Genomic DNA, 25,468 nt, shown 5'->3' with positions numbered 1-25,468 from the left:
ATATTATACTTTAGAGTTTTTAGTTAGAAGATTTATATAAGAGTGAGAATTTAATGTTATATAATTAAAGATGCATATTTTATCTTAGAAATTATAAGTTTACTCGTTATAAATTTTATATTAGAATTTATATTGAGTAAATTGAGGGGAGATATTATATGTATAAAAAAAATAGAATTATTTTTTCTTGGATACTTTTAGTGATTTGGATGATATTTATTTTTTATATGTCTGCTCAGCCAGCTGATATTTCTAATTCACAAAGTGGATTTGTAATTAAATTATTACAGTCTATAGGTATTGATTCAAGTGGGAATAATATTGACTTGTTGACTACAATAGTTAGGAAAGGTGCTCACTTTTCTGAATATGCTATATTAGGATTATTAAGTTATAATGTTATGAAAAATTATTTTGCAAAGAAAAGAGCTAGAATTTTTGCGGTATTGATAGTATTCTTTTATGCATGTTCAGATGAATTTCATCAATTATTTGTTTCTGGTAGAGCAGGTAAGATAACTGATGTTATAATAGATACTTCTGGGGGAATATTTTCTGTATTAGTGCTATGGATTATAAACTTAAAAAATAAATTTTTAGATTAGATATAGAGTTTAAAAAATAATAAATATTAAAAAAACAATAGAGATATAGTTAAAAATATCTATGTATATTTAAAAAATAATAAGTACTTAGAAATGTATATTTTAATATGTAAATTAAGAGATAAAAAGTTAAATGTAATTAAAGTAAAAAGGATATATCAAAAAGGTTTTTCTATAATATAGATTTTCCTTTGATATATCCTTTTCTTTTTTTGCGATTTAATTGTGGTGTATATTTAATAAGTGCCAAAGTCAGAAGGATGGATTGTAGAATATCCATTTTCTATTAAGGCATTTACTAACGAAGTTAATATTGAATCTTTTTCAAAGTTAAAATTAAAAACATTATTCTTACTATCTAGAGTTATATAATCAAGCTCTAGTGATGGATGATAGAATAAAGAACATAGAAGATTAGAAGTTGGATTTTTTAATTTTTCTACTATGTTTTTAGGGTTTCTATCTTTAATATATCCTAATGGTGTTGGAATAAATAAATTATTATTTTTAGTTGTTTTTAATCCTATATAATTTAAAATACTATATGGTTCATATTGATATTGAAAATATTCACCTATAATTTCTTTTTGTCTTTTAGTTGCATGATAATGTGGACTTTCAAAAAAGCTTACAGGAATATTTAAAGCTGTAGATGTATTTATAGCATTTTCAATAACAGCTCTAGTTTCTGATTCTGTAGAATTATCATTTCTAGTCAATTCACTTCCAACTGTACTTACAGTATTATTAGATTGATGTGTATATCCATGTAATCCTATTCTTCCGCCACAATTTATTAGATAGTCTAATGCATTTATAAAGCCTGCATTATTTATATTTTTTTCTTTTAATAAATCATTATCAATATTATTATCCGGATGAATATATCTTGGAACCCAAGCTATATTGAATTTAAGATTATTTTGGTACATAAAATCTCCTATAGCTTTAAATTTAGCTTGGTTCTCTGTATCATAGAAAGAACCTCCTGCTGTAACGTCTTCAAATCTTATTAATGCAACTTTACCATTTTGTAATGGAAGTTGTTTGTCTAATGATTTATTAATATTAGACTTCATAATAGTGATTGAATTTTCTTCTGCATTAAATATTGCGGTTAATCCAAATATATATTCCATATCAGATATTGAAATGAATTTTTGATTATTATGTTCTATTATACCACCTCTAAGCCAATATGTGTTGTCGTTAATATTACATTTATTATTATTAACAAAATTTATTTTAAGTTTATCATTTGTTATTTTTAATGAATTGTTATTTATAATGCTAAAGTTTAATTTTGAGCAGATAATATCTAAAGGAATATAGTAACGTTGGCTTTTTAATAAAATTTTTGTATCTTTAGATAAATTTTTATTTAATATAGATATTTTTATATCTGAAATTTCTTCTATAGGTTGAGATTCAAAAGTATTAATTGCAGTATAACCATTACTTTTATAACTAGAAAGTTTTTCTTTGTTTATTGATTTACTTTTTACTATTCCGTTTTTTATAGTAACATCACCTTGAAAAAAACTGAAATAAAAGAAAATTCCATAAATTAAAGCAATAGAAAAAATAGTTGAAGCAGTTATAATAATAATTTTTTTTAATTTCCCCATAAATAAATCCCCTTTTAAAATTTATAAGATAATATATTATATCAATTTAAATATATATTATGGAATTTTTTAACTAAAAATAAGGAAAAAATAAGAAATAAACAAAATGAATTATATTAAAATTAATATAGAAAGTATTAAATTATTAATATATATGATAAAATTTATAAGTGAGAATTTGGGAATTAAAGAATATGAGAGGTAGGATATATTAATGCTTAATAAAGAAAAATGGAATAAAATAAGCTTTGGTTTTATTAACTTTGTTAATGTTGCTTTGATGATTTTATTAGGAGTTGTTGTTTTTACAACTTATGAATCTTTAAAATTAGCTAAAAACAAATTTGGGGAAATTGACATATATTTCTTATTGGTTACAATTTTGATAGTTTTTATTTATTTATTTTTAAAAAAGAAAAATGTTAAAAGTAAAAATATAGTTATAATTTTAATATTGATTGGCTTTATAATAAGAGTTACATGGGTTCTATCTATAGATAGTATTCCAGTATCTGATTATAATGGAATATATAGAACTACATATGAAATTTTGAAGGGGAATTATTCTGAAATGTATGGAACAGGATATTTCGCAAGATTTCCTCATTTAACTATTCCTGTATTATTTGCAACACTTATGAGATCTTTATTTCCTATTAATACATTTATAGCAGTTAAAATTGTAAATTGTATTTTTTCAGCTTTTGGAATTTTAGCTATGTATCTTTTATGTAAGGAAATATTTAAAAAGAATATTTATGGAGAAATAGGAGCTTTAACAATGGCTCTATATCCACCAGTAATTTTATATACAGCTGTTTATTGCAATGAAAACCAAGCAATACCTTTTTATATATTATCTTTATACCTTTTTTTAAAATTTATACATAGTGAGAAGAAATATTTAGGTATTTTTTTAGCAGGTGTATCTCTTTCTATTGGGAACCTTTTTAGAATGGTTGCTACTATTATTATGATTGCTTTTATTCTATATATTATAATTTGTTGTAATGATATTATTTTAGAAAGAGTAAAAAAAGGTGCAATAGTTATTTTAGGTTTTGCAATCCCATTAATAGCTATAAGTGTTGGTTTAAAAAGTATTGGATTTACAGAACAACATCTTTGGGCTGGAAGTGAGCCTAAGATTACTAATATTCTTAAAGGAACTAATATAGAAGGTGGAGGAGGATGGACTCATGAAGATGCAATAATACCTGAGACCTATAATTTTGATAAAGAAAAAATTGAAGAAGTTTGCAAAGAAATAATGTGGGATAGAATTACTAATACTCCTTTAGATGAGCTTATAGAATTCTATTATAAAAAATATACTGGAATTTGGAGTAACGGAGAATTTTCAGGAGCTTATTGGGCAGAACATAGTTTAGATGATAACCAAATGAAAATACGAATAAGCCAAAATGGAATATGGTATATAAGATTATTTTATTTAGCTTTAATAGTGCTTTCATATATTGGACTTTTTAATAGAAAAGCATTAAAAGAGTTTAAAGGAATAAATCTACTGTATTTTATATTTTGCGGATACGGAATAATGTTTTTAATTACTGAAAGACAAGATAGATACACTTTTATAGTGTGTTGGATTTTTATCGTACTCGCAATGAGCGGAGTAAATTTATTTGAAAAAAAGTTAGGAGAAAGTAAATGGAGAAGTTTAGATTAGGATTTACTGCCTTTGTAACTAATGCACTTAAAATACTACTAGGACTTGTTTTAATAACAGCCTTTGGTGCAGTTGCAGTATATACAAAAGATTTTGATATATCATCTGTAATTACAATAGCAGTATACTTAATAACTTTCTTTGGTGGATTATATCTTGTTAAAAATAAGAATATGTCATCAAGGAGCAAAATGATAATAATTATAGTATGGGGAGCAATACTTAGAATTCTTTGGATGTTAAATGCAGATACAATGCCTCAATCTGATTTCCATACTATGTATGTTAGTGGACAAGAATTGTTAAAAGGAAATAATTCAGCTTTTATTGGAACTGGATATTTAGGTAGATTTCCTCATTTAGTACCTATGGCTGTGTATATGGCATTTATGATAAAGATGTTTACTCATAATATAATAGCTATGAAGATAGTTAATTTATTACTTGGATTATGGTGTATATACTTAATGTATAGAATAGTAGCTGAAGTTTTTGATAGTGAAAAATATGGATTAATAGGAGCTATTCTTACAGCAACTTTTCCTCCACTTATAACTTATGTTGGAGTTTTGGTAACAGAAAATATTGCTATACCTTTCTATATGCTAAGCATATATATTTTTATTCGTTGTATAAAGAAGAAATCTAGTCCATGGTTATTTTTTGTTTCAGGATTAGCACTAGGAATAGGAAATTTATTTAGAATGGTTGCGGTAGTAACTCTTGTAGCTATGGGAATGTTCATTGTTATTTATACAAGAGAAAAATGGAGAACTAAAATAGTTAATGTAGTTGCTATAGTAATTGCTTTTCAATTAATAACAGTAGGAACCGGATTAATATTAATAAAAGCTGGTGTTACTGATACATTATTAACTAATGGAACTGAACCTAATATAACTAGTATATTAAAAGGAACTAATATACAAAGTGGTGGTAGATGGAATCCAGAAGATGCAGCAATTCCTGAAAAATATCATTTTAATAAGCAAGAAATAATAAAAGCATGTGATAAAATAATATATGATAGATTAACTGAAACACCAAAAAGTGTTTTAGCAAAATTTTATTTAGAAAAATATGTTATGCAATGGAGTGAGGGTACTGCATCAGGAATGTATTGGACTGAGCTTAATATGAAGCCAGATCAAATGATAGTGTATTTTAATAATGGTGGACTTGGAATATTCCAATTAGTATTTGCAGTAATTATGTTATTCACTGTTATAGGTCTATTCAATAGGAAAAGAATAAGAGAAGGAAATGGACTAATAAACCTTTTCTATATGATGTTCTGTGGATATGGAATAACATACTTAATTACTGAAACTCAAGGAAGATATGCATATATAGTTGCGTGGATATTTATTATAATGGCAATATCAGGATTAGAGAGGATCAAAAATGGAAAAGTTTATTAAATTTGGATTTGTAGGAATAATTAATACAGTTATAAACTGGGTAGTCTATAACATATTACTATATTTCGGTGTTAACTATATAGTTGCTAACTCAATTGGTTTTGGAGTTGGTATGATAAATAGTTATATTTGGAATAACAGATGGGTGTTTAAAGCTAAAAGTAAATCACCAAAAACAGTAACTAAATTCATAATAGTAAATTTAATTGTACTAGGATTAAATAACTTATTATTATTTGTATTTGTTAAAGAGTTTGATTTAAATAAAACAGTAGCTCAAATTTTAGTAACAATAATTATGATGGTAGTTAACTTTTTCGGAAATAAGCTTTGGACATTTAAAGAGAAGAGGGATTAAGATGAACATAGAGGGGATATGGGCTAAGAAAAAAAGAAATTTAGATCTTGAAAATGCAATAATATGGTTTATTTTTATATGTTTGGTTTTAAAAACAATTATATTTGTGACTATAGGAACATCAAAAACAGGATATACTCCAGCAGTATTCTCACCACAAATAAATTTGTTACCTGCACATTTAGCATGTATTCTTATTTTAGTATTTCCAGCATATTTATTTAAAAATAAGAAGCAGTTAGGATATCTATTTATAATAGATATCCTATACTCTATATTTCTAATAATAAATATTTGGTATTTTAGAGCTTCGGGAAAATATTTAGGGATAAGATTTATTTTTTTCCCAGATTTATTTAATCCGATGAAAAGAGGAATTGTTAATCCTAGTGCTACAGATTTATTTTATATCTTAGATTTACCTATAATAGCATTATTACTTTTTAAAACTAAGGTATTCTTTGATAAGAAAAGAAATATTCTGGCAACTATTTTAGGGGTTATAATTTCAATAATTGCAATTTATGGGACATACTATGAATACGATATAAGAAAATCAGATAATGGATCAACTAATTTTATAGCAACTGATTGGGGTTCAGCTCAAGATATGAGAAATATGTGGCCTCTTGCATATTTTGTTTATGATAATTATAAAGCAATAGAAGCTTATAATAGAAAGCCTAATATAGAGCAAATAGATAAAATAAATGCATGGTTTAAAGAGAATGAAGAAAATTTGCCGGAGAATAAATATTTTGGGATGTTTAAAGGAAAAAATGTTATATTTGTTCAGATGGAGTCTTTAGAGGACTTTGTTATAGGAGAAAAAGTTTATGGACAAGAAATAACTCCTGTTCTAAATAAATTAGTTAAACATTCTTTATATTTTAATAATATTTATGAGCAAAATAATGGAGGAAATAGTATTGATTGTGATATGTTAGTTAATACAGGAATGTTAACACTTGGAAATAGTATTACTTTCTTAACTAATCCATATACTCAATATCCTTCTATGGCAAGAATATTAAATTCGAAAGGATATACTGCAATATCTACTAGAGCAGAACCTGGAGGAGATTATAATTGGTCAGAAGCACATTCAAATGCATTAGGATTCAAAAACATTTGGGATTCAAATGATTATGAATTTAATGAGATAGTTGGATTTGGCTTATCAGATAAAACTTTCTACAATCAATATATTGATAAATTAAAAGACGTAAAAAATCCATTTTTTTCAATGATTGCTAACTTATCTAATCATGGACCATTTGATATAAAAGATGATTATAGAAGCTTGAATTTACCGAAAGATTTAGATAAGACAAAGTTAGGTGGATATTTCCAAAGCTCTCATTATGCAGATGAACAGATTGGATTTTTAATAAATAAGCTTAAAAATTTAGGAATGATGAAAGACACTATTTTAGTGATATATGGAGATCATGGTGGAGTTCATAAGTATTATGATGATGAGTTAAAAGATATAAATCTTCCAGGAGATTGGTGGAAAGAATATGAGAAAAAAATTCCACTTATAATATATAGTGAGGGAATTAAAGGACAAGAAATAAATACTATTGGTGGTCATATGGATATAATGCCAACAGTATTAAATCTTTTAGGAGTAAAACCAGAAGTTCCTATAATGGGAAGAAATCTTTTAAATACCAAAATAAATGCTACAGTAATAAAAGGTAATGAAATTGTAGGTAATCCAAGCCCTAAAGAAAGGGAGCATTTAAAAGAAGCTTATCAAATAGCTGAGTATATAATAAATAATAATTACTATAAATATGAAAACAAAATAGATAATTAAAATATAACTGCTTCATAAACATTTTATGTTTTGAAGCAGTTTTTATATTATAGATTATTACATCTTGTTAAAGATGTGTAAAAGTGTTACAGTAATATATGAAATTTTAATTTTAGGGTGATAAGCGAATGAAGAAATTAATATCAGTAGTAGTGCCTATGTATTTTGAAGAAAAAGTGGTAAATGAATGCTATAAAAGATTAACAGAAGTAATGTCAAGCTTTGAAAATTATAATTATGAAATAATATTTGTAAATGATGGTTCAACAGATGGTACATTACCTGCGCTTAAAGAATTTGCAAAAGAAGATAAAAATATTAAAATAATAGATTTTGCAAGAAACTTTGGACATCAGATAGCAGTAACAGCTGGAATTAAAGAAGCAAAAGGAGATGCAGTTGTAGTAATTGATGCTGATCTTCAAGATCCACCAGAACTTATAATACAAATGGTTGAAAATTGGGAAAATGGATATGATGTTGTATATGCAAAAAGAAAGAAAAGAGATGGTGAAACTTTCTTTAAATTATTAACAGCAAAATATTTTTATAAGTTCTTAGATTTTATGTCAGATGTGGATATTCCTAAAAATACTGGGGATTATCGTTTAATGGACAGAAAAGTTGTGGATGTTTTTAATAGTATGGGAGAAAAAAATCGTTTCGTTAGAGGAATGGTTTCTTGGCTTGGTTTCAACCAAACTTATGTAAAATTTGATAGAGCAGAAAGATTTGCGGGTGAATCTAAATATCCTTTAAAGAAAATGCTTAAATTAGCAGAAGATGGTATAATATCTTTTTCACATAAGCCAATAAATATAATAAGTGGGCTATCAATCATATTCTTTGTAGTGTTTGGAATTCAAATAATATGGATGATAGTTGAAGGAATTATTAAACATAGTATAACAAATTTAATTATATTAAGTACATATATTAGTTTTGTAACAGCTATAATTTTGGGCGTTATTTCTATATTAGGAAAATATATAATTAGAATGTTTGATGAAGTTAATAAAAGACCTCTTTATATTATTAGAGATAAAATAAATTTTGAAGAAGATAAAAAATAGTATCTAAAAATTAGATACTATTTTTTATTTTATCTATTATATTAAGAATATAATAACATTATTTAACTATTAACTTTTATTCAAAATATTAAAATGATAAGATTTAGTAAATTAATAAAAATATACATTTAAATTATTAATTTGTTAAAACACTAAAATTTTAAGTGATAAATAAATTTTAAAATAAAATATTTATTTTTAAAAAAGAGATTCAAATATAGATAATATAATATGATTAAATTGTTGTAATAAAATAGATTAATTATAATGGTATAATAATTAAAAAGATATTAAATCTTAAAAATTGCTAGTATTAATAACGAAGGAGAAAATATTTTGGGGAAACATAGTAAATTAAAATCTACAAATAGTAGAAAGATTATAATTGGAATTATTACAATAATAGTTATTTTAATTGTTGTGTATTTAGGGCTATCTATGTATTTCGTTGATCATTTCTATTTTGGTTCATCTATTGATTCTGTAAATATTTCTGGAGATACAGTTGTACAAGCAAATGCGAAAATAGAATCTAAATTTGATGGATATAAATTAAAAGTAGAAGGACGAGATGGGTTAAACGTAGAATTAACAAATAATGATATTGGATTGAACTATAATCAAAATGAAGTTATGAAACTTAAAAACAGACAAAATCCATTTAAATGGGGAATTGAAATTTTTAATAGTAATGATACTAAAATTTCTGTTTCAAAATCTTATGATAAGGAATTATTAAATAAAACTTTAAATACTACTTTATATGGAGATAAGTATAAAGTTATATCACCTAAAAATGCTAGTTTTAAATATGTAGACGGAAAATATGAAATAGTAAAAGAAGTTTACGGAAATAAGCTAAATAAGGACAAGGTAACAGACGCAATTTTAAATGCTATTGAAAATGGAGAAAAACAAATAAATTTAGAAAATTTAAATTGTTATGAAAATCCAACATATTTATCTAATTCACCAAAAGTTATTGAAGCTCAAAATGAATTAAATAAATATGTGTCTTCTAAAATAACTTATGATATAGGAGATAATAAAATTGTAGTTGATGGAAGTACTATTCATAAATGGTTATCAGTAAATAAAGATATGAATGTTGTAGTAAGTAATCAATTAGTAACAGATTTTGTTAATTCATTAGCAGCTAAATATAATACAGTTGGAAAAACTAGAACATTTAAAACTTCATTAGGAAATACTGCAACAGTTTCAGGTGGAGATTTTGGATGGAAAATAAATGTTCCAGAGGAAGTTCAAACTTTAATATCAGAAATAAAAGAAGGAAAACAAATTGAGAGAAAACCTATTTATTCTCAAAAAGGATTGCCTTATGGAACTGTTGGATTAGGAAATACTTATGTAGAAGTAAATCTTTCAACACAACATATGTGGTACTATAAAGATGGAAAACTTATAGTTCAAAGTGATGTTGTTACAGGAAATGTAAGTAAAAATGATGCTACTCCACAAGGAGTATATTATATAAAATATAAAGAAGCTAACACACATTTAAAAGGTAAAGACTATGACACTCCAGTTAAGTTTTGGATGCCTTTTAATGGTGGAATAGGACTTCATGATGCATGGTGGAGGGATAAATTTGGTAAAGATATATATAAAACAAATGGATCTCATGGATGTGTAAATTTACCACCACAAGTTGCACAAACAGTATTTGATAATATAACTCCTGGAACTATAGTAGTTTGTTATAATTAGTAAAGATTAAGAAAGGATAATAATTTTATTATCCTTTCTTTTTTATTAAAAGAGTATACATAAAATAATTTTAAAATACTAATTTTTATTATTTTTAAATTATTTAATTATTTAACAGCTAAATATCTCATACTGTATTAAACCTTTTCATAAATATAAAGAAAAGAGTTTTGAAAGGCTGGTGAAAAGATTGCTTTCATAAAATATGAAATAAGCAATCTGGGAGATATGAAGGATTATAGTATTAAAAATCTTAGAAATATTGGTTTTATAGGACATGGAGCAACGGGAAAAACATCTTTAGTTGAAGGAATAGCTTATACAACAGGTTTAATTGATAGAATGGGACGTGTTGAAGATAAAAATACTTTAAGTGATTTTGACTCAGAAGAAAAGAAAAGAGGATTTTCTATATCTCTTTCAGTTATTCCAATAGAAAAAAATAATGTAAAAATTAATCTTTTGGATATTCCAGGATACTTTGATTTTTATGGTGAAAGTATTCAAGGAATGAGAGCTGTTGATGTAGCCAATATAGTAGTTTGTGGTGTATCTGGTATTCAAGTAGGAACAGAAAAAGCTTGGGATTATTGCAATAAGATTAAATTATCAAGAACATTTTTTATAAATAAGTTAGATAGAGAAAATGCAAATTTTGATAAGACATTAAATGAATTGAAAGAAATTTTTGGGATAAGTGTAGTGCCTGTTCAATATCCAATTGGAGTAGGAGAAAATTTTAGAGGAATAATTGATGTCATATCAGAAAAAGCTAAAATTTATAACTATAAAACTAAAAGGATTGAGGAGACTGAAATTCCAAAAGAGCTGTTAGAAAAAGTAGCAGAATGTAAGCAAATGATTACTGAAGCTGTTGCTGAAACAAGAGAAGAATTATTAGATAAATATTTTAATGAAGGTTTTTTAACTCCTGAAGAATTATATAAAGGACTTTTAGATGGTTGTGCAAGAGGAGAAATAGCGCCAGTAATGTGTGGAAGTGCAACTAATGGAATAGGAATGGATAGTCTTTTAGATAATATAGTTAGATTCTTTCCAGATCCAGAATTTTCATTAGCTCAAAAGTGTATTAGAGAGGATAATGAAACTGACCATATATGCTTAGATGAAGAAGAAAAGTTTTCTGCATTTATATTTAAAACTTCTATTGACCCATTTGCAGGAAAACTATCATTTTTTAGAGTAATTACAGGAGAAATTTCTAGTAATGATTTAGTTATAAATAGATTAAAGGAAAAAGAAGAAAAGATATCAAATCTATATTTTATTAATGGAAAAAATACAGAAAAAGCAACTAAGATTATTGCAGGGGATATTGGAGTTATAGCAAAAGTTGATTCATTAGAAACTGGAGATACAATAACTACATTAGATTATAATGTTATTTATGATAAATTAAATTTTAGAAATCCTATGATGCATAAGGCTGTTTATCCAAAAGATAAAGGTAGCGAAGATAAAATAAATATTGGATTAAGCAAAATAATAGAAGAAGATAAGTCTTTAAAATTAGAAAGAAGAGAATCTACAGGAGAATTAGTTATAAGTGGAGTATCAGAACTTCATTTAGATGTGGTAGAAAGCAAATTAAAAGAAAAATTTGGAGCAGAAGTTTTATTTAAAAAGCCTAAATTTAATTATAAAGAAACTATAACAAGTCATTCTGATGTTCAAGGTAAGCATAAAAAGCAATCTGGAGGACATGGACAATATGGTGATGTAAAAATAAAATTTGAAAGAAGATTAGATGGAGAAGAAGGATTAGAATTTGTAGATAATGTAGTTGGGGGAGCAGTTCCAAGAAATTTTATACCAGTAGTTGAAAAAGCTTTAGAAGATTGTATGAAAAAAGGAGTTCTTTTAGAATATCCATTAGTGCAGCTCAAAGCAACTCTTTATGATGGGTCAAGCCATTCTGTAGATTCATCAGAAATGGCATTTAAGATAGCAACTTCTATAGCATATAAAAAAGGAATAGAGCTTGCAAAACCTATAATTTTAGAACCCATTATGAAAGTAAATATTTATATAAGAGATGAAAGTATGGGTGATATAATTTCTGATATAAATAAAAGGAGGGGAAGAGTTTTAGGAATGGAAGGAGAAGGAGAGGTGAAGACTGTAATAGCTGAAGTTCCAGAAAGTGAATTATATACCTATGCAACAGACCTTCAAGCAATGACAGGAGGAAGAGGATATTTCGAAGTAGAATATTCAAGACATGAGGAGTTATCTAAAATAGAAACACTTAAATTAATAGAAAGTAAAGAAGAATAAAAAAGAAAACCTTCTGGCATAATAAAAATGCAAGGAGGTTTTTTTATGTCAAATTATATAATGAATGTAAAAAAAGAACTTACTAAAGATGAATATGGAAATATTCATGATTACCTTGGGGTAATAGATGTTAATGATAATTTTACTATGAATATAGAAAATAAAAATTTGATAAATCTAGATATGATTAATCAAATATTTGAAGAAAATAATTTTGTAAAAATTAAAGAACAGATAAATGAAAATGGAAGCTGTATTATAGAAGCTAACAAAGTATACTAAATTAATATTATGTTAAATAAGTTTGTTTATATTGATATTTATAGAATAGAAAATTATAATTTATGGTAATTTAGTAAACAATAGAGGAAATTCTTTAAGGAGTAAACAAAATGATTAAAAGAAGTAAGAAAATAGCAGTTGTAATAGTTGCAGCTGCAGTTATAGCAGGGGGAATATTTGTAGGATGTGGAAATTCAAATCCTATAGATAAAGAATTACAAGCAGGTAAAACAGCATTAAGCCAAAAAAATTATACAGAAGCTTTAAAAGATTTTAAAGAAGTAGAAAATAAAGATAAAAATAATCAAGAAGTAGTAGATTTAATAAATATAATACAAGGTTATGAAAATGCAAAACAAAGTTATGATAATAATAATTTAACTGAAGCAGAAAATTATATAAATAACATACCAAGCAGTTATATAAATTATGCAATAAAAGATGATATAAATAATCTTAAAAATGAGATAAGTGAAAAAGAAAAATCAGAAAAAAATAAAGTAAGTAATACTAAAGAAAAAACAAGTAATACAACTAACAAAACAAATAATTCAAATGAAAAATCAAATATCACAAAAGAAATATCACAAAAGATTACTGAAGGTGAAAATCTTATAAAATCAGGAGATATTAATTCTGCAAAAACAATCTTAAATAGTATAAACTTACAAGAGGCAACAGAAGCTCAAAAAGAAGAAATATCTAATGATATGAATAAGATAACAAATCAAATTCAACAAGAAAATCAAAAGCAAGCAAATAAAGTAGCTGCAGATAAAGAAAAACTTCAAAAGCAAAGAAAAGCATTAGAGCAAAAAGAAGAAAAATCAAAAAATGCTAATGATGTAAAATTAAATAAGAAAAATAGTGATATAGTTTCAACTTCAAAAAATGTTGTTTATACTGATAATGCTTTAGGAATAAAATTTACTATTCCAGCAGATTGGGTAAATCATATATTAATAAAAGAATATGGTGATGGAATAATAATTAACTTCACTTCAGAAGATGTAAAAGAGCCAGTATTTATGTTATCTATTGAAAGAAATGGAGAAATGGATGGACTTTTAGACAATGAAATAACTAAAGTAATAAATGGACAATATTTTGTATACGGACAGGCACCTATGAATTCATTAGATAGTAATAAGCAAGCAGCACCTTTATTTAAACAACTTATGAGCGAAGCAAATGTAGTTAAAGATTCACTTTCAAGCTCAAAATAATAAATTTATATAAATATAAAATTAGAAAGATAGATATAACTATTTTATATCTATCTTTTTCATTTATGGAATTTTTATAAAACTACATATTTATAAAAACATTACATAGAATTTGTAATTAAAATTAAAAAAGTATTAATTTATTTTAGATTGATTTATATAAAATAATTTTTTTAAAGATATATTTTATATAAATAGATAAAAATATATTAATAAAACGAAAAGTCATTTAAGTGATAACTAAAAAATGAATATAAGGTTAATATTAAGAAATATATAGATATTAAAAAAAATAAAAAAATATGTATAATTGTTATGGCTATATAATGAATAAAATAATTTATAAAAATTAAAACTTTATAGAATATAAAATCTGAAGCTTAGAAATACATTTTTTTATTTGGGCACTTTAAATGTATGGAGCTAGTAGTGCAACCGACTGATTTATTCAATAGAAATTGAAGAAATCAGTTTTTTTATTTTTAAAATTCAATTTTTGGATATAAAGATACAATAAGGAATTAATAATTAAAATAAATTTGAATTTAATATAAAATCTGAAGCTTAGAAATACATTTTTTATTTGGGCACTTTAAAATGTATGGAGCTAGTAGTGCAACCGACTGATTTATTCAATAGAAATTGAAAAATCAGTCTTTTTATTTATAAAGAATTATTTTTAAATAAGAGAAAGTTAAGTTATGTAAATTTAATTCTAGGAGGGAAATTCATTGAATAGGAAAAGAATAGCTGCTATTATAGCAACTGCAACTATTGTAGGAGGAATTTATATTAATCCTGTAATTGCTCATGCAGATAATATTAATAATGTTGCTAATATAAAAGTTCAAGAGCAAAATAATTCAAATATTACTAATAATATAGATGCTTATGATCAAGCAAGTTATATATCATTAAATAATATAACTTTTACTAGTGATAAAGATATAAGTGGAAAATATCTTTATGTAGAAGTTGAAGGTTATGGACAAGTTACTGTTGGAGAAATCAAAACTACAATGATAGATGGTGTAAAGCATTATATAGTTCCAAAAGCTGAAAATGGTAATGATATTCCTGTGAATAAACCATTAAATGTAAAGTTTTATATAGCTAATTCTCAATTTAAACAATTTGATTTAAGTAAATGTACTTTAGCGTATGAAGCAAAAGGAGTGGAGTTTCATGCTTTAGATGTGTTTAAAATGAATATAAAATCAGGATTACCAGAGGAATACAATGGTAAAAACGTATATTATTCATTAAATCCACTTAGCACAACAAGTCAAGTTAATGAAATAAAAAAATTAAAACAAGTCAAAATAGGGAAAGATGGTACAGTTAATGTTTATACAAATTCTCAATCAGCAGGAGATATATATTTTTATGTAAAAAATAAGGAAGGTAAATTTACAAGATATTTTGCACAATATCTACCTGGGGCAGTAAACTATACTATAAAAAAACTTGATTATTATCAAGATGCAGGAAATGGAACATACTTAACCTCTAAAATGCCATCATCTTTTGTTTGTCCAGAAAATCAAGCTTGGGTTGTAATGGGAAATGGAATGATAAATATAAATTTAACTCCAGGACAAATACCAGATTCAAGTAAAATAAAGACAACAATAAGTATAGAAGGATCAAATGGAAAAGCTATAGGAACTCCAGAAAGTGCAACTGGGGAACCAGGAGATAAAATAAATTTAAAAACACCAGAAATACCAGAAGGATATCATTTAGTTAATATAACTGACAACGGAAAAGTTGTAAAAAATGCTCCAAGTACATTTGGAGATAGTGATGATAATATAATTTATCATGTGGCTAAAAATCCAAATATAACAGTAAAAGTTGTAGATTCAAAAGGAAAAGAATTAGGAAATTCAGAAGTTGTAACAGGAGATCCAAGTTCTAAAGTTATAGCAAAAGTTCCATCAATTCCAAAAGGATATCACTTAGTAAATGTTACAAATGGTGAAGGAGAAATAGTAAATGGAATACCTTCAACATTCGGAGATAAAGATGAAACTATAATTTATCATGTAGAAAAAAATCCAACTAAAACAATAATAAGTATAGAAGGATCAGATGATAAAGTTATAGGAACTCCGGAAAGTGCAACTGGGGAACCAGGAGATAAAACAAATTTAAAAGATCCTCAAATACCAGAAGGATATCATTTAGTTAATATAACTGATAACGGAAAAGTTATAACAAATGTACCAAATACTTTTGGGGATAGTGATGATAATATAATTTATCATGTAGAAAAGAATCCAACTAAAACAATAATAAGTATAGAAGGATCAAATGGAAAAGTTATAGGAACTCCGGAAAGTGCAACTGGGGAACCAGGAGATAAAACAAATTTAAAAGATCCTCAAATACCAGAAGGATATCATTTAGTTAATATAACTGATAACGGAAAAGTTATAACAAACGTACCAAGTACTTTTGGAGATAATAATGATAATATAATTTATCATGTGGCTAAAAATCCAAGTATAACAGTAAAAGTGATAGATTCAAAAGGAAAAGAATTAGGAAAATCAGAAATTGTAACAGGAGATCCAAGTTCTAAAGTTACAGCAAAAGTTCCTTCAATTCCAGAAGGATACCACTTAGTAAATGTTACAAATAGTGAAGGAAAAACTGTAAATGGAATACCTTCAACATTCGGAGATAAAGATGAAATTATAATTTATCATGTAGAAAAAAATCCAACTAAAACAACAATAAGTATAGAAGGATCAGATAATAAAGTTATAGGAACTCCGGAAAGTGCAACTGGGGAACCAGGAGATAAAATAAATTTAAAAACACCAGAAGTACCAAATGGATATCATTTAGTAAATATAACTGATAACGGAAAAGTTATAACAAAAATACCAAATACTTTTGGAGATAGTGATTATAATATAATTTATCACGTAGCTAAAAATCCAAACATAACTATAAAAGTTATAGATGCAAATGGGAAAGAGATAGGAACTCCAAAAGTGGTAACAGGTACGCCAAATGCTAAAGTTACAGTGAAAACTCCGTCAATTCCATCTGGATATCATTTAGTAAAAGTAACAAATGGGGAAGGTCAAACAGTAAATGGAATACCTTCAATATTTGGAAATGAAAATGAAACTATAGAATATCATATAGCTAAAGATATAAAAAATAATTCTAATGGAAGTGGAGTTAAGAATATAAAAGTAAGTATTGAAAATGATAAAGGAGAACCAATTGGTATTCCTAGAGTTATATCCGGAGTTAAAGGAGAAAAAGCTAATGTTCCTATTCCAACAATTCCAGAAGGATATAAATTAAATAACATAACAATAAATGGAGTTAAAGTACATAAAATGCCTAATATTTTTGGGAATGTAAATGGAAATGTAGTTCTACATGTATCTAAGAGTGAAAACTCTGAAAATCCAAAGACAGGAGATACTAGTAACATTCCTGAAGTTGCTGGAATATTAGGGTCACTTGCACTATTATTAGGCATAAATTTAAAAAAGAAAAATCCAGTAACTAAATAAATAAAAAATAAATCAGAGGAAAAATCCTCTGATTTATTTTTATATCAATTTTATTATAAACAAGATACTCAGGGTTATTAATATAGGATTTAATTTAATTCTTTTACTTTTTTTAGAGATTAAATTATAAAATAAATTAATAACTACATAAGATAAAATACCATATATTATTCCATCACCAATTGAATAAGAAAGTGGCATTAATATTATTGTTATAAATGCTGGAAGAGCTTCAGTAATATTAGTAAAATCTATATTTGTTATTATACTAAGCATTAAATATCCTACATATATAAGTGCAGGTGCAGTAGCGCAAGAAGGAATTGCAACAAATAATGGAGAGAAGAATAGTGATATTGTAAATAAACATCCAACAACAAATGCTGTTAAACCAGTCTTTCCTCCTTCAGCAATACCAGTGCTACTTTCTACAAAAGTAGAGATTGCTGATGTACCAAGCAATGAACCACAAGTTGTACCAACAGCATCAACTAAAAGAGCCTTACCTATTCTAGGAAACTTTCCATCTTCCTCAACTAACCCAGCTTTAGTAGCTAGTCCTAAAACTGAGCCAACTGTCCCAAAGAAATCAACAAAAAGGAAAGTGAAAGTAATTCCTATAAAAGATAAAAATCCTTTCATAGAATGAATAAATGAAAAGTCTAATTTACCAACTATAGGCATAGGTGATGCAAAAGCGATTATACCATTTGGTAAAGAAATAGAATATTTATTAGCACCTGAAGGGTCAATTAAAGCATATATCCATGCAATTGCAGTACAAACTACTATACCAATAAGTATTGAACCTTTAATTTTTTTCTTTTCAAGAACAGTGATTATTACAAGTCCTATAAAAGCTATTATTACTGTTGGAGAAGCAAAATTACCAAGTCCAACTAAATTTGTTTTATTAGCAATTATAATATTTGCATTTTGAAGCCCTATAAAAGCTATAAATAATCCTATTCCAGCTGTAATAGAAATTTTAAGATTATGTGGAATTGCATGTGCAACAGATTCACGAATTGAAGTTAAAGATAAAATAACAAAAACAATACCTTCAACAAATACAGCTGCTAAAGCTATTTGCCAAGATATTCCGTATTCACGGCATACTGTATATGCAAAAAAAGTATTAAGTCCCATTCCTGATGCTAATGCAAAAGGAAGTTTAGCATAAAAAGCCATAAGAAAAGTTGAAATAATTGCAGATATGCATGTAGTTGTAACAAGAGGAGCTAATGGCATACCTGTACTATGAAGTACTAAAGGATTTACTGCTATTATGTAAGACATGGCAAGAAATGTGGTTATTCCAGCTCTAATTTCTTGCTTTACATTGATTTTTTCTTCCCTATAGGAAAAAATTTTGTTAAGTGGTAATTTCATTTGTATCCCTCACAATCTTTAGTATGAATGTAGAGAAATCTGAAATTTAATAAAGAAAATAATATTCTAAATAAATTGCAAATAACTCATAGCCAAGACATTTACGGTGTCTGGTAGAAACTTCTAGACCAATTACTAGAATTATACGAATCTTACGAATGTTATTATAATATGATTTAAAATATTATGTCAATTAACGAAATATTAAAAGTGGAATTATTTAAAATTTACGTGAAATATTATCTGTATCTTTAAATTAAGCAATATAAAAAAATAAAATTGAGATTTAAAAAAATAATAATTATAAAAAATATATATTTGAGATTTTAAATTTTTATATAACATAAATACAACTGCTTTGATTTGATAAATTAAGTTTTGTATACTTTTAATATATTATTAAATCAAATTTTATTTGAAGTAAGAATTAACTTATATATAAGAGATAAATTTTAATTAGAATATTAACTCTTATAGCAAAGTGAATAGAAGAAAATATGTAGAAACTTAAACTAAAGATTGGAGGTACAGGATGCTGGACTCAATAGAAATTACTTATAAAGTTAAAGCGGAAACTGATATATTATTTAAAGTTTTAAAAAATAGTAGAAAGCTAGATCAAAATACTATTATAGAAGCTTTGGATAATTCTTTTAAAGTTTCAAAACTAGACACTATGAAAATATTATTTTATTCAAGAGATATTAAAGCAGGATTAGGAGAAAAAAGAAGTTTTAGAATTATATTAAAGTATTTAGGAGAAAATTATCCAGATATAATTAAGAAAAATGCTCATCTTATTCCTTATTATGGGAGATGGGATGATTTTTATTCTTTATTTGATACAGAGCTTGAAGATAATGTTATGAAATTATTTAGAAAACAATTAGAAAGAGATTTAGAAAAGAAAAAGCCATCTTTATTAGCTAAATGGTTAAAGTCAGAAAATACTTCTTCTAAAGAAACTAGAGCTTTAGCTAGAAAAACTATAAAAGGAATGGGATTTACTCCTAGACAGTATAGAAAAATATTAAGTTATCTTAGAAGAAAAATAAATATAGTTGAAACTAATATAACTTTTAAAAGCTATAGTAAGATAAATTATTCAAAAGTTCCTAGTACAGCAATTAGAAAATATAAAAAATTATTTTTAGAAAAAGATAAAGAGAATTATTTAAACTTTAAAAATAGAATAAAGAAAGATAGATTTAATATAAGAAATTTAAAGTATAGTTCCATAGAAGAAGTATTAAATTCAGAAAGATATAATTTGGTAGAAATAAATTAATATAATTAGACTAGAAAAAATAATAATATTTTAGTAAAATATTATTAAGTTATTATTTAGATTCAAACAGCAAATTTCCTGTAACAGAATCTAGTCAAGATAATAGCCCATAAATCTAGATTTATTTTATTGAAGAAATAAGTTATTTTATATAATTATTACTTCAAATTTCTGCAGAAAAAAAGAGTATCCATTAAGGATACTCTTTTTCTTTAGGTTAATGTTAATGTAATTTTGAGATTGGTTTTATTTATATGAATTACTCATCACCTATGATTGAGTTAATTTCATTCTTATAACTATTAGCTTTAGCTCCGAATATAACTTGTACACCATTTCCAACTTCGACAACTCCAGCAGCACCAAGTCCAGTTAATGTTTCTTTATCAACAATATCTTTGTGCTTAACTTCTACTCTAAGTCTAGTTATACAAGCATCTACACTTACAATATTTTCTTCTCCACCTAAAGCTTCAAGAACCTTAGGAGCATTATCTTTTACATCATTTCCAGTAGAATTATTAGTTCCTTGGAAATCTTTTTTAGTAAATAATTTAGTTTCTTTTTCTTCTGAATCTCTACCTGGAGTTTTTAAATTAAACTTCTTAATTAAGAATGAGAATAAGAAGTAGTAAACTACTGCATAAACAGCTCCAACAGCTAATACCATGAACCATTTTGTTGGAACTCCAGCACCAGCTGGTAATAATCCAAATAATGAGAAATCAATTAAGCCTCCAGAGAATGTCATTCCTATAAATACATTAAATATATCCATTAGCATAAATGAAAGTCCAGCAAGTAAACAATGAACTCCGTAAAGAACAGGTGCTACGAAAAGGAATGTAAATTCTAATGGTTCTGTAATACCAGTTAATAATGAAGTAACAGCTGCTGAAATCATAAGTGAACCAACTAATTTCTTTTTAGTTGGATGTGCACATTTATACATTGCAAAAGCAGCTGCAGGAAGACCAAACATCATGAATGGGAATTTACCTGCCATAAATCTTGTTGTACCAGAAACTATATTAGACATAACAGCTGGAGTAGCTCCAACTAAATCAGACATACTTGATAATTGAGCAAAGTAAGCAGTATTAGCTCCGGCAACAACTGTATTAACACCATCAATAATAACATTTCCTTCAACAAATGAACCAAACCAGAATGGAGTATAGAATACATGATGTAATCCAAATGGAATTAATGCTCTTTCAACAATTCCATAAAGTAAAGTTCCAATATATCCAGCATTTTTAACTAATTCAGCAATTAAAGAAATTCCATTTTGTACAACTGGCCAAGCGAAAGCAAGTATTCCTCCAACTAAAGCCATTACTAAAGCAGTGATAATTGGTACAAATCTTGAACCTGCAAAAAATCCTATAACAGGTGGTAATTCTATATTATAAAATTTATTGTGAAGTATTGAAGTAACTATACCAGTAATGATTCCTCCAAATACTGACATATTAAGTGTAAAAATTCCTAAGTTTGTAGTAACATAAGTTCCATATTTGCCTACATTATCAGGAGTAATAACTCCAAGTTGAGTAACTCCTAATGATAAAAGAGTTGATATAACTTGGTTCATAACTATGAATCCAAAAACAGAAGCAAGTCCAGCAGTTCCTTTATCTTTTTTAGCAAGTCCAACAGCAACTCCTACTGCAAATAAAATTGGTAAATTTCCAAATACTATATCTCCAATATTTTTCATTACAGTTAATATTGCTGTAACAACAGGGATATTAACAAATGAAATAAGTGGAGCATATACTGAAGGTGCATTTTCAAGTCCAGCTATTCCTAATAAAGCTCCTCCAATTCCAAGCAATATTCCGGCAATTGGTAATGCTGCGATTGGAAGCATTATTGCTTTTCCTATTCTTTGTAAAGTTTGTAACATTAATAATTCCTCCTTAAAAATTTTTGTAATATAATTCCTTTAGGTTATAAAATAAAAAATAAAAAAAAAGACCTAAATATCTATAAATCCGTAGGGTATTTTACCTAGATTTACATATATTTAAGTCTTGCCTAATGATATAGTAACAATCTTACTATATTAAATTTTGAACTTTTAGTTAATAAAAGTTGGTTTAGAAGTTGCCTAATTTAATAGTAACAAAATCTTTAAAACTCATATTTACAAGTAAATGTTATCATAGGTATAAAAGATTTGTCAACAAAAATGTTAATAAACTTTTAAAAAAATTAAAAAGATGATAATATAATGAATGTGAATAAAAAGGTATAGTATCATAATAATATTAGAAGTTTAATATAAATTATTTTAATAAGGGGAATATGGATTAAGAAAAGGAGGGAACTATGAGAATAAATAAGATTTTAAATAATAATGTTGTAATTGCAATAATTGATGGGGAAGAAATTGTTGTAATGGGAAAAGGAGTAGGATTTAAAAAACAGGTAGGAGATATTATACTTCCAAAAGATATAGAAAAAGTTTTTAAAATTCAAGGCGAGAGAGAAAATAAAAGCTTTAATCAACTTATGGGAGAAACTCCAGCAGAATATCTTACAATAACAAAAGATATAGTTTCTATAGCAGAATCAGAACTTAAAATTACATTGAATGAAGTTATATTTATTATTTTAACTGACCACCTTTTCTTTGCTGTAACAAGACAAAAAGAAGGAATAAGAGTAGATAATCCTATATTGTGGGAAATTAAAAGTCTTTATAAGAAAGAATTTGATATTGGATTAAAAGGAGTAGAAATAGTAGAAAAGTATACTGGGATTAAACTATCAGAAGATGAAGCAGGTTTTATAGCTTTACATATAATAAATGCTGCATTAAATGAAGATATGTCTAATACAATGAATATAACAATAATGACTAATAAAATATTAAATATAGTAAAAAGAGAGTTTAATATTAAATTTAATGAAAACTCATTAGATTATATGAGATTTATTACACATCTTAAATTTTTTGCACAACGAATTTTTAAAAGAACTCAAGTTAAAGACGAAGACAAAGAGTTTTATGATATGGTAGTTACAAAATATCCAGAAGAAAAAAAATGTGTAGATAAAATAGAAATATATATAACAAATCAGTTTAACTATAAATTATCAAAACAAGAAGTTATATATTTAATAATGCATATAAGAAAATTTAGGATATAATTTAATTTTTATTTTATATCTGCTAACGTAAGGAGGAAAAAGTAAATGGTTACTGTATATTTAACTAGACATGGACAAACCGAATGGAATTTAGAAAAAAGATTACAAGGAAGAGGAAATTCACCTTTAACTAAATTTGGCATAGATAGAGCAAAAGAATTATCTAAAAGAATGGAAGATATAAAAATAGATAAAATATATACAAGCCCTATAGAAAGAGCTTATAAAACAGCACAAATAATAAAGGGGAATAAAGATGTAGAAATAATTAAAGAAGATGGACTTATGGAAATGAGTTTTGGTGATTATGAAGGCAGAATAACTGATGAAGTTAAAAAAGAAAATCCTGATTGGGATATTAATTTAATAATGAATGGTAATGAAGAGTTAAAAGCACCTAATGGTGAAAGTTTAAGAGACGTAAGAGAAAGAGTTCGATTAGCAATGGATTCTATACTTAAAAAAAATGATGGGAATTCAATTCTTTTAGTAGCACATGGAGTTACAATTAAAGCATTATTACATTATTTTAAAGATGATTCTTTTTCAGAAGTTATGGGACAAGCAACATTAACTAAGATAATAGTTGATAAAGATGACTTTAAAATAGAATTTAAAAATGATTCTAGCCATTTCACAGAAAATATTGTGGGAATAGGATGGTAGGAATTAATGGAGTGAATAAAAATAGTTCTTTTGAAAAAGACTATTATTATTCACTCATATTTTTTTTATGAATAAATGTTATATTTTAATTAATTAAATCACTTAATCAAAATATAAGTAATTCGTAAGAAAAAAGTCATTTTCTTTGATATTTATAAAATTTGGAAAATGAATATATGTATAAAAGGTGAACAATAAGTAACTTATTTAATAATGTTGGTATTTCTTTAATTCAAAGTTGTGAAAAAATTATATAATTAAAAATATTATGTAATTAGGAGAGTTCTTATGAAGAAAAAAAAGAAAAAGTGGAAATTAGTAATAGCTTTTATAGTTTTTGAATTATTATTCACTGTTGTAACAGCACCATTTATTCTTCTATATGGACCATTTGACACTGCTAAAAGAATTTATGTTGGGTCAGCAATGACAACCTTTAGACATAAATATTTAGCAACAGCATTTTTGTCTCAGGAAAAGATTAATGAAATTTTAAATTCTGGATCAAAGGCTGATACTGTTAAAGGAAATAATGGTTCAACAGTAGATATTACAGGAACACATGATAATACAATAGATCTATATAAGTTTGAAAATTCAAAATATACAGGTTATATGTTAGTTATTAAAAATCCTAAGAGAGTAAAAATTGCTTATACAAATAGTCTTTATAAAAAGGGAGAAACAACATCTCAAATGGCTATTCAAAATAATGCAGTAGCTGCTATAAATGGAGGGGCTTTTGTTGATACTTCAAGTAGTGCTAACTGGACAGGTAATGGTGGAACTCCAAGTGGTGTTATTATATCTGATGGTAAAGTTATATTCTCAGATTTAAAACCTGGTGAATCTACTACTTGTATGGCAATGGATGCACAAGGAAAACTTCATGTAGGATCATTTACATTACAACAATTAAAAGATATGGGTACAACTCAAGCTGTAAGTTTTGGACCAGTACTTATTAAAAATGGTAAGCCTTTAGACTTAACAGGAGTGTCAGCATCATGGGGACTTGCACCAAGAACAGCTATAGGACAAAGAGCTGATGGTTCAATAGTTATGATGGTTGTTGATGGAAGAAGTATAGTAAATGGATTAGGAGCAAGTATTACAGAACTTCAATCACTAATGCTTACAAAAGGTAAGTGTGTAAATGCTATAAATTTAGATGGTGGTAAATCATCTACAATGTACTTAGATGGTAAAATAATAAATAATTTATCTAATGGACTTGGAGAAAGATATATAGCATCAGCAGTAGTGGTTAAGTAGTGAGGA

18 protein-coding genes and 3 riboswitches are annotated in these 25,468 nt (G+C 26.1%); of the genes, 15 read left to right on the top strand and 3 right to left on the bottom strand.

Translation table 11 applies throughout. The features are described 5' to 3' along the window. The first annotated feature begins 158 nt into the window (after positions 1-158). Positions 159-605, top strand: a complete 447-nt coding sequence (locus tag CLTHE_RS06205; RefSeq protein WP_080022487.1) for a VanZ family protein — start codon at positions 159-161, stop codon at positions 603-605. A 236-nt stretch (positions 606-841) separates the two neighbouring features. On the opposite strand, the gene CLTHE_RS06200 is transcribed toward CLTHE_RS06205, so the two are convergent. Further along, positions 842-2,233, bottom strand: coding sequence for a DUF2334 domain-containing protein (locus tag CLTHE_RS06200; RefSeq protein ID WP_080022486.1), 1,392 nt, complete (start codon positions 2,231-2,233; stop codon positions 842-844). Positions 2,234-2,447: 214 nt separating this feature from the next. Here CLTHE_RS06200 and CLTHE_RS06195 point away from each other — a divergent pair, with 214 nt between their 5' ends. The 10 genes from CLTHE_RS06195 to CLTHE_RS06150 all read left to right on the top strand — a co-directional run bounded on the left by CLTHE_RS06195 (position 2,448) and on the right by CLTHE_RS06150 (position 17,679). Next, positions 2,448-3,923, top strand: coding sequence for a glycosyltransferase family 39 protein (locus CLTHE_RS06195; protein ID WP_080022485.1), 1,476 nt, complete (start codon positions 2,448-2,450; stop codon positions 3,921-3,923). Beyond that, positions 3,905-5,344, top strand: coding sequence for an ArnT family glycosyltransferase (locus CLTHE_RS06190; protein ID WP_080022484.1), 1,440 nt, complete (start codon positions 3,905-3,907; stop codon positions 5,342-5,344). Before CLTHE_RS06195 ends, CLTHE_RS06190 begins: the two co-directional genes overlap by 19 nt. Beyond that, a complete protein-coding gene (locus CLTHE_RS06185; protein ID WP_080022483.1) occupies positions 5,328-5,702 on the top strand; it encodes a GtrA family protein in 375 nt (124 codons plus the stop codon). Before CLTHE_RS06190 ends, CLTHE_RS06185 begins: the two co-directional genes overlap by 17 nt. 1 nt (position 5,703) lies before the next feature. After that, positions 5,704-7,527, top strand: coding sequence for an LTA synthase family protein (locus tag CLTHE_RS06180; protein WP_080022482.1), 1,824 nt, complete (start codon positions 5,704-5,706; stop codon positions 7,525-7,527). A gap of 128 nt (positions 7,528-7,655) precedes the next feature. Then, complete coding sequence (locus tag CLTHE_RS06175) at positions 7,656-8,600, top strand: glycosyltransferase family 2 protein (RefSeq protein WP_080022481.1); 945 nt, start codon at positions 7,656-7,658, stop codon at positions 8,598-8,600. A 336-nt stretch (positions 8,601-8,936) separates the two neighbouring features. Then, positions 8,937-10,331: a L,D-transpeptidase family protein gene (locus CLTHE_RS06170; RefSeq protein WP_080022480.1), complete on the top strand. Its 1,395-nt coding sequence runs from the start codon at positions 8,937-8,939 to the stop codon at positions 10,329-10,331. A gap of 228 nt (positions 10,332-10,559) precedes the next feature. Continuing rightward, positions 10,560-12,629, top strand: a complete 2,070-nt coding sequence (locus CLTHE_RS06165; protein WP_080022479.1) for an elongation factor G — start codon at positions 10,560-10,562, stop codon at positions 12,627-12,629. A 45-nt stretch (positions 12,630-12,674) separates the two neighbouring features. Beyond that, positions 12,675-12,911, top strand: a complete 237-nt coding sequence (locus tag CLTHE_RS06160) for a hypothetical protein (protein ID WP_080022478.1) — start codon at positions 12,675-12,677, stop codon at positions 12,909-12,911. A 110-nt stretch (positions 12,912-13,021) separates the two neighbouring features. Further along, positions 13,022-14,137, top strand: a complete 1,116-nt coding sequence (locus tag CLTHE_RS06155) for a hypothetical protein (protein ID WP_080022477.1) — start codon at positions 13,022-13,024, stop codon at positions 14,135-14,137. A 365-nt stretch (positions 14,138-14,502) separates the two neighbouring features. Continuing rightward, a riboswitch (cyclic di-GMP riboswitch) is annotated at positions 14,503-14,587 on the top strand. Positions 14,588-14,686: 99 nt separating this feature from the next. Further along, positions 14,687-14,771: riboswitch (cyclic di-GMP riboswitch) on the top strand. A gap of 97 nt (positions 14,772-14,868) precedes the next feature. Beyond that, a complete protein-coding gene (locus tag CLTHE_RS06150) occupies positions 14,869-17,679 on the top strand; it encodes a MucBP domain-containing protein (RefSeq protein WP_080022476.1) in 2,811 nt (936 codons plus the stop codon). 39 nt (positions 17,680-17,718) lie between these two features. Here the strand turns inward: CLTHE_RS06150 and CLTHE_RS06145 are convergent, their stop codons facing one another. Further along, the gene (locus tag CLTHE_RS06145) at positions 17,719-19,071 is read right to left on the bottom strand and encodes an NCS2 family permease (protein WP_080022475.1); all 1,353 of its coding nucleotides are present in this window, start codon (positions 19,069-19,071) and stop codon (positions 17,719-17,721) included. A 69-nt stretch (positions 19,072-19,140) separates the two neighbouring features. Then, positions 19,141-19,240: riboswitch (purine riboswitch) on the bottom strand. Positions 19,241-19,603: 363 nt separating this feature from the next. Between CLTHE_RS06145 and CLTHE_RS06140 the strand changes: the two genes are divergently transcribed. Beyond that, complete coding sequence (locus tag CLTHE_RS06140; RefSeq protein WP_080022474.1) at positions 19,604-20,359, top strand: DUF2828 family protein; 756 nt, start codon at positions 19,604-19,606, stop codon at positions 20,357-20,359. A 259-nt stretch (positions 20,360-20,618) separates the two neighbouring features. Here the strand turns inward: CLTHE_RS06140 and CLTHE_RS06135 are convergent, their stop codons facing one another. Continuing rightward, on the bottom strand, positions 20,619-22,271 hold the full coding sequence (locus CLTHE_RS06135) for a PTS transporter subunit EIIC (protein ID WP_080022473.1): 1,653 nt from the start codon (positions 22,269-22,271) through the stop codon (positions 20,619-20,621). A 425-nt stretch (positions 22,272-22,696) separates the two neighbouring features. On the opposite strand from CLTHE_RS06135, the gene licT reads away from it, so the two are divergent. The 3 genes from licT (at position 22,697) to CLTHE_RS06120 (ending at position 25,462) form a co-directional block, all read left to right on the top strand. Then, positions 22,697-23,521, top strand: coding sequence for a BglG family transcription antiterminator LicT (gene licT / locus CLTHE_RS06130; RefSeq protein ID WP_080022472.1), 825 nt, complete (start codon positions 22,697-22,699; stop codon positions 23,519-23,521). A gap of 45 nt (positions 23,522-23,566) precedes the next feature. After that, positions 23,567-24,187: a histidine phosphatase family protein gene (locus CLTHE_RS06125; RefSeq protein ID WP_080022471.1), complete on the top strand. Its 621-nt coding sequence runs from the start codon at positions 23,567-23,569 to the stop codon at positions 24,185-24,187. Positions 24,188-24,475: 288 nt separating this feature from the next. After that, the gene (locus CLTHE_RS06120) at positions 24,476-25,462 is read left to right on the top strand and encodes a phosphodiester glycosidase family protein (protein WP_080022470.1); all 987 of its coding nucleotides are present in this window, start codon (positions 24,476-24,478) and stop codon (positions 25,460-25,462) included. The last annotated feature ends 6 nt before the right edge of the window (positions 25,463-25,468 follow it).

Source organism: Clostridium thermobutyricum DSM 4928 (assembly GCF_002050515.1).
Lineage (GTDB): Bacteria > Bacillota > Clostridia > Clostridiales > Clostridiaceae > Clostridium > Clostridium thermobutyricum.
Note: the sequence above shows the minus strand (reverse complement) of the source record. Positions and strands in the feature narration are given on the sequence as shown.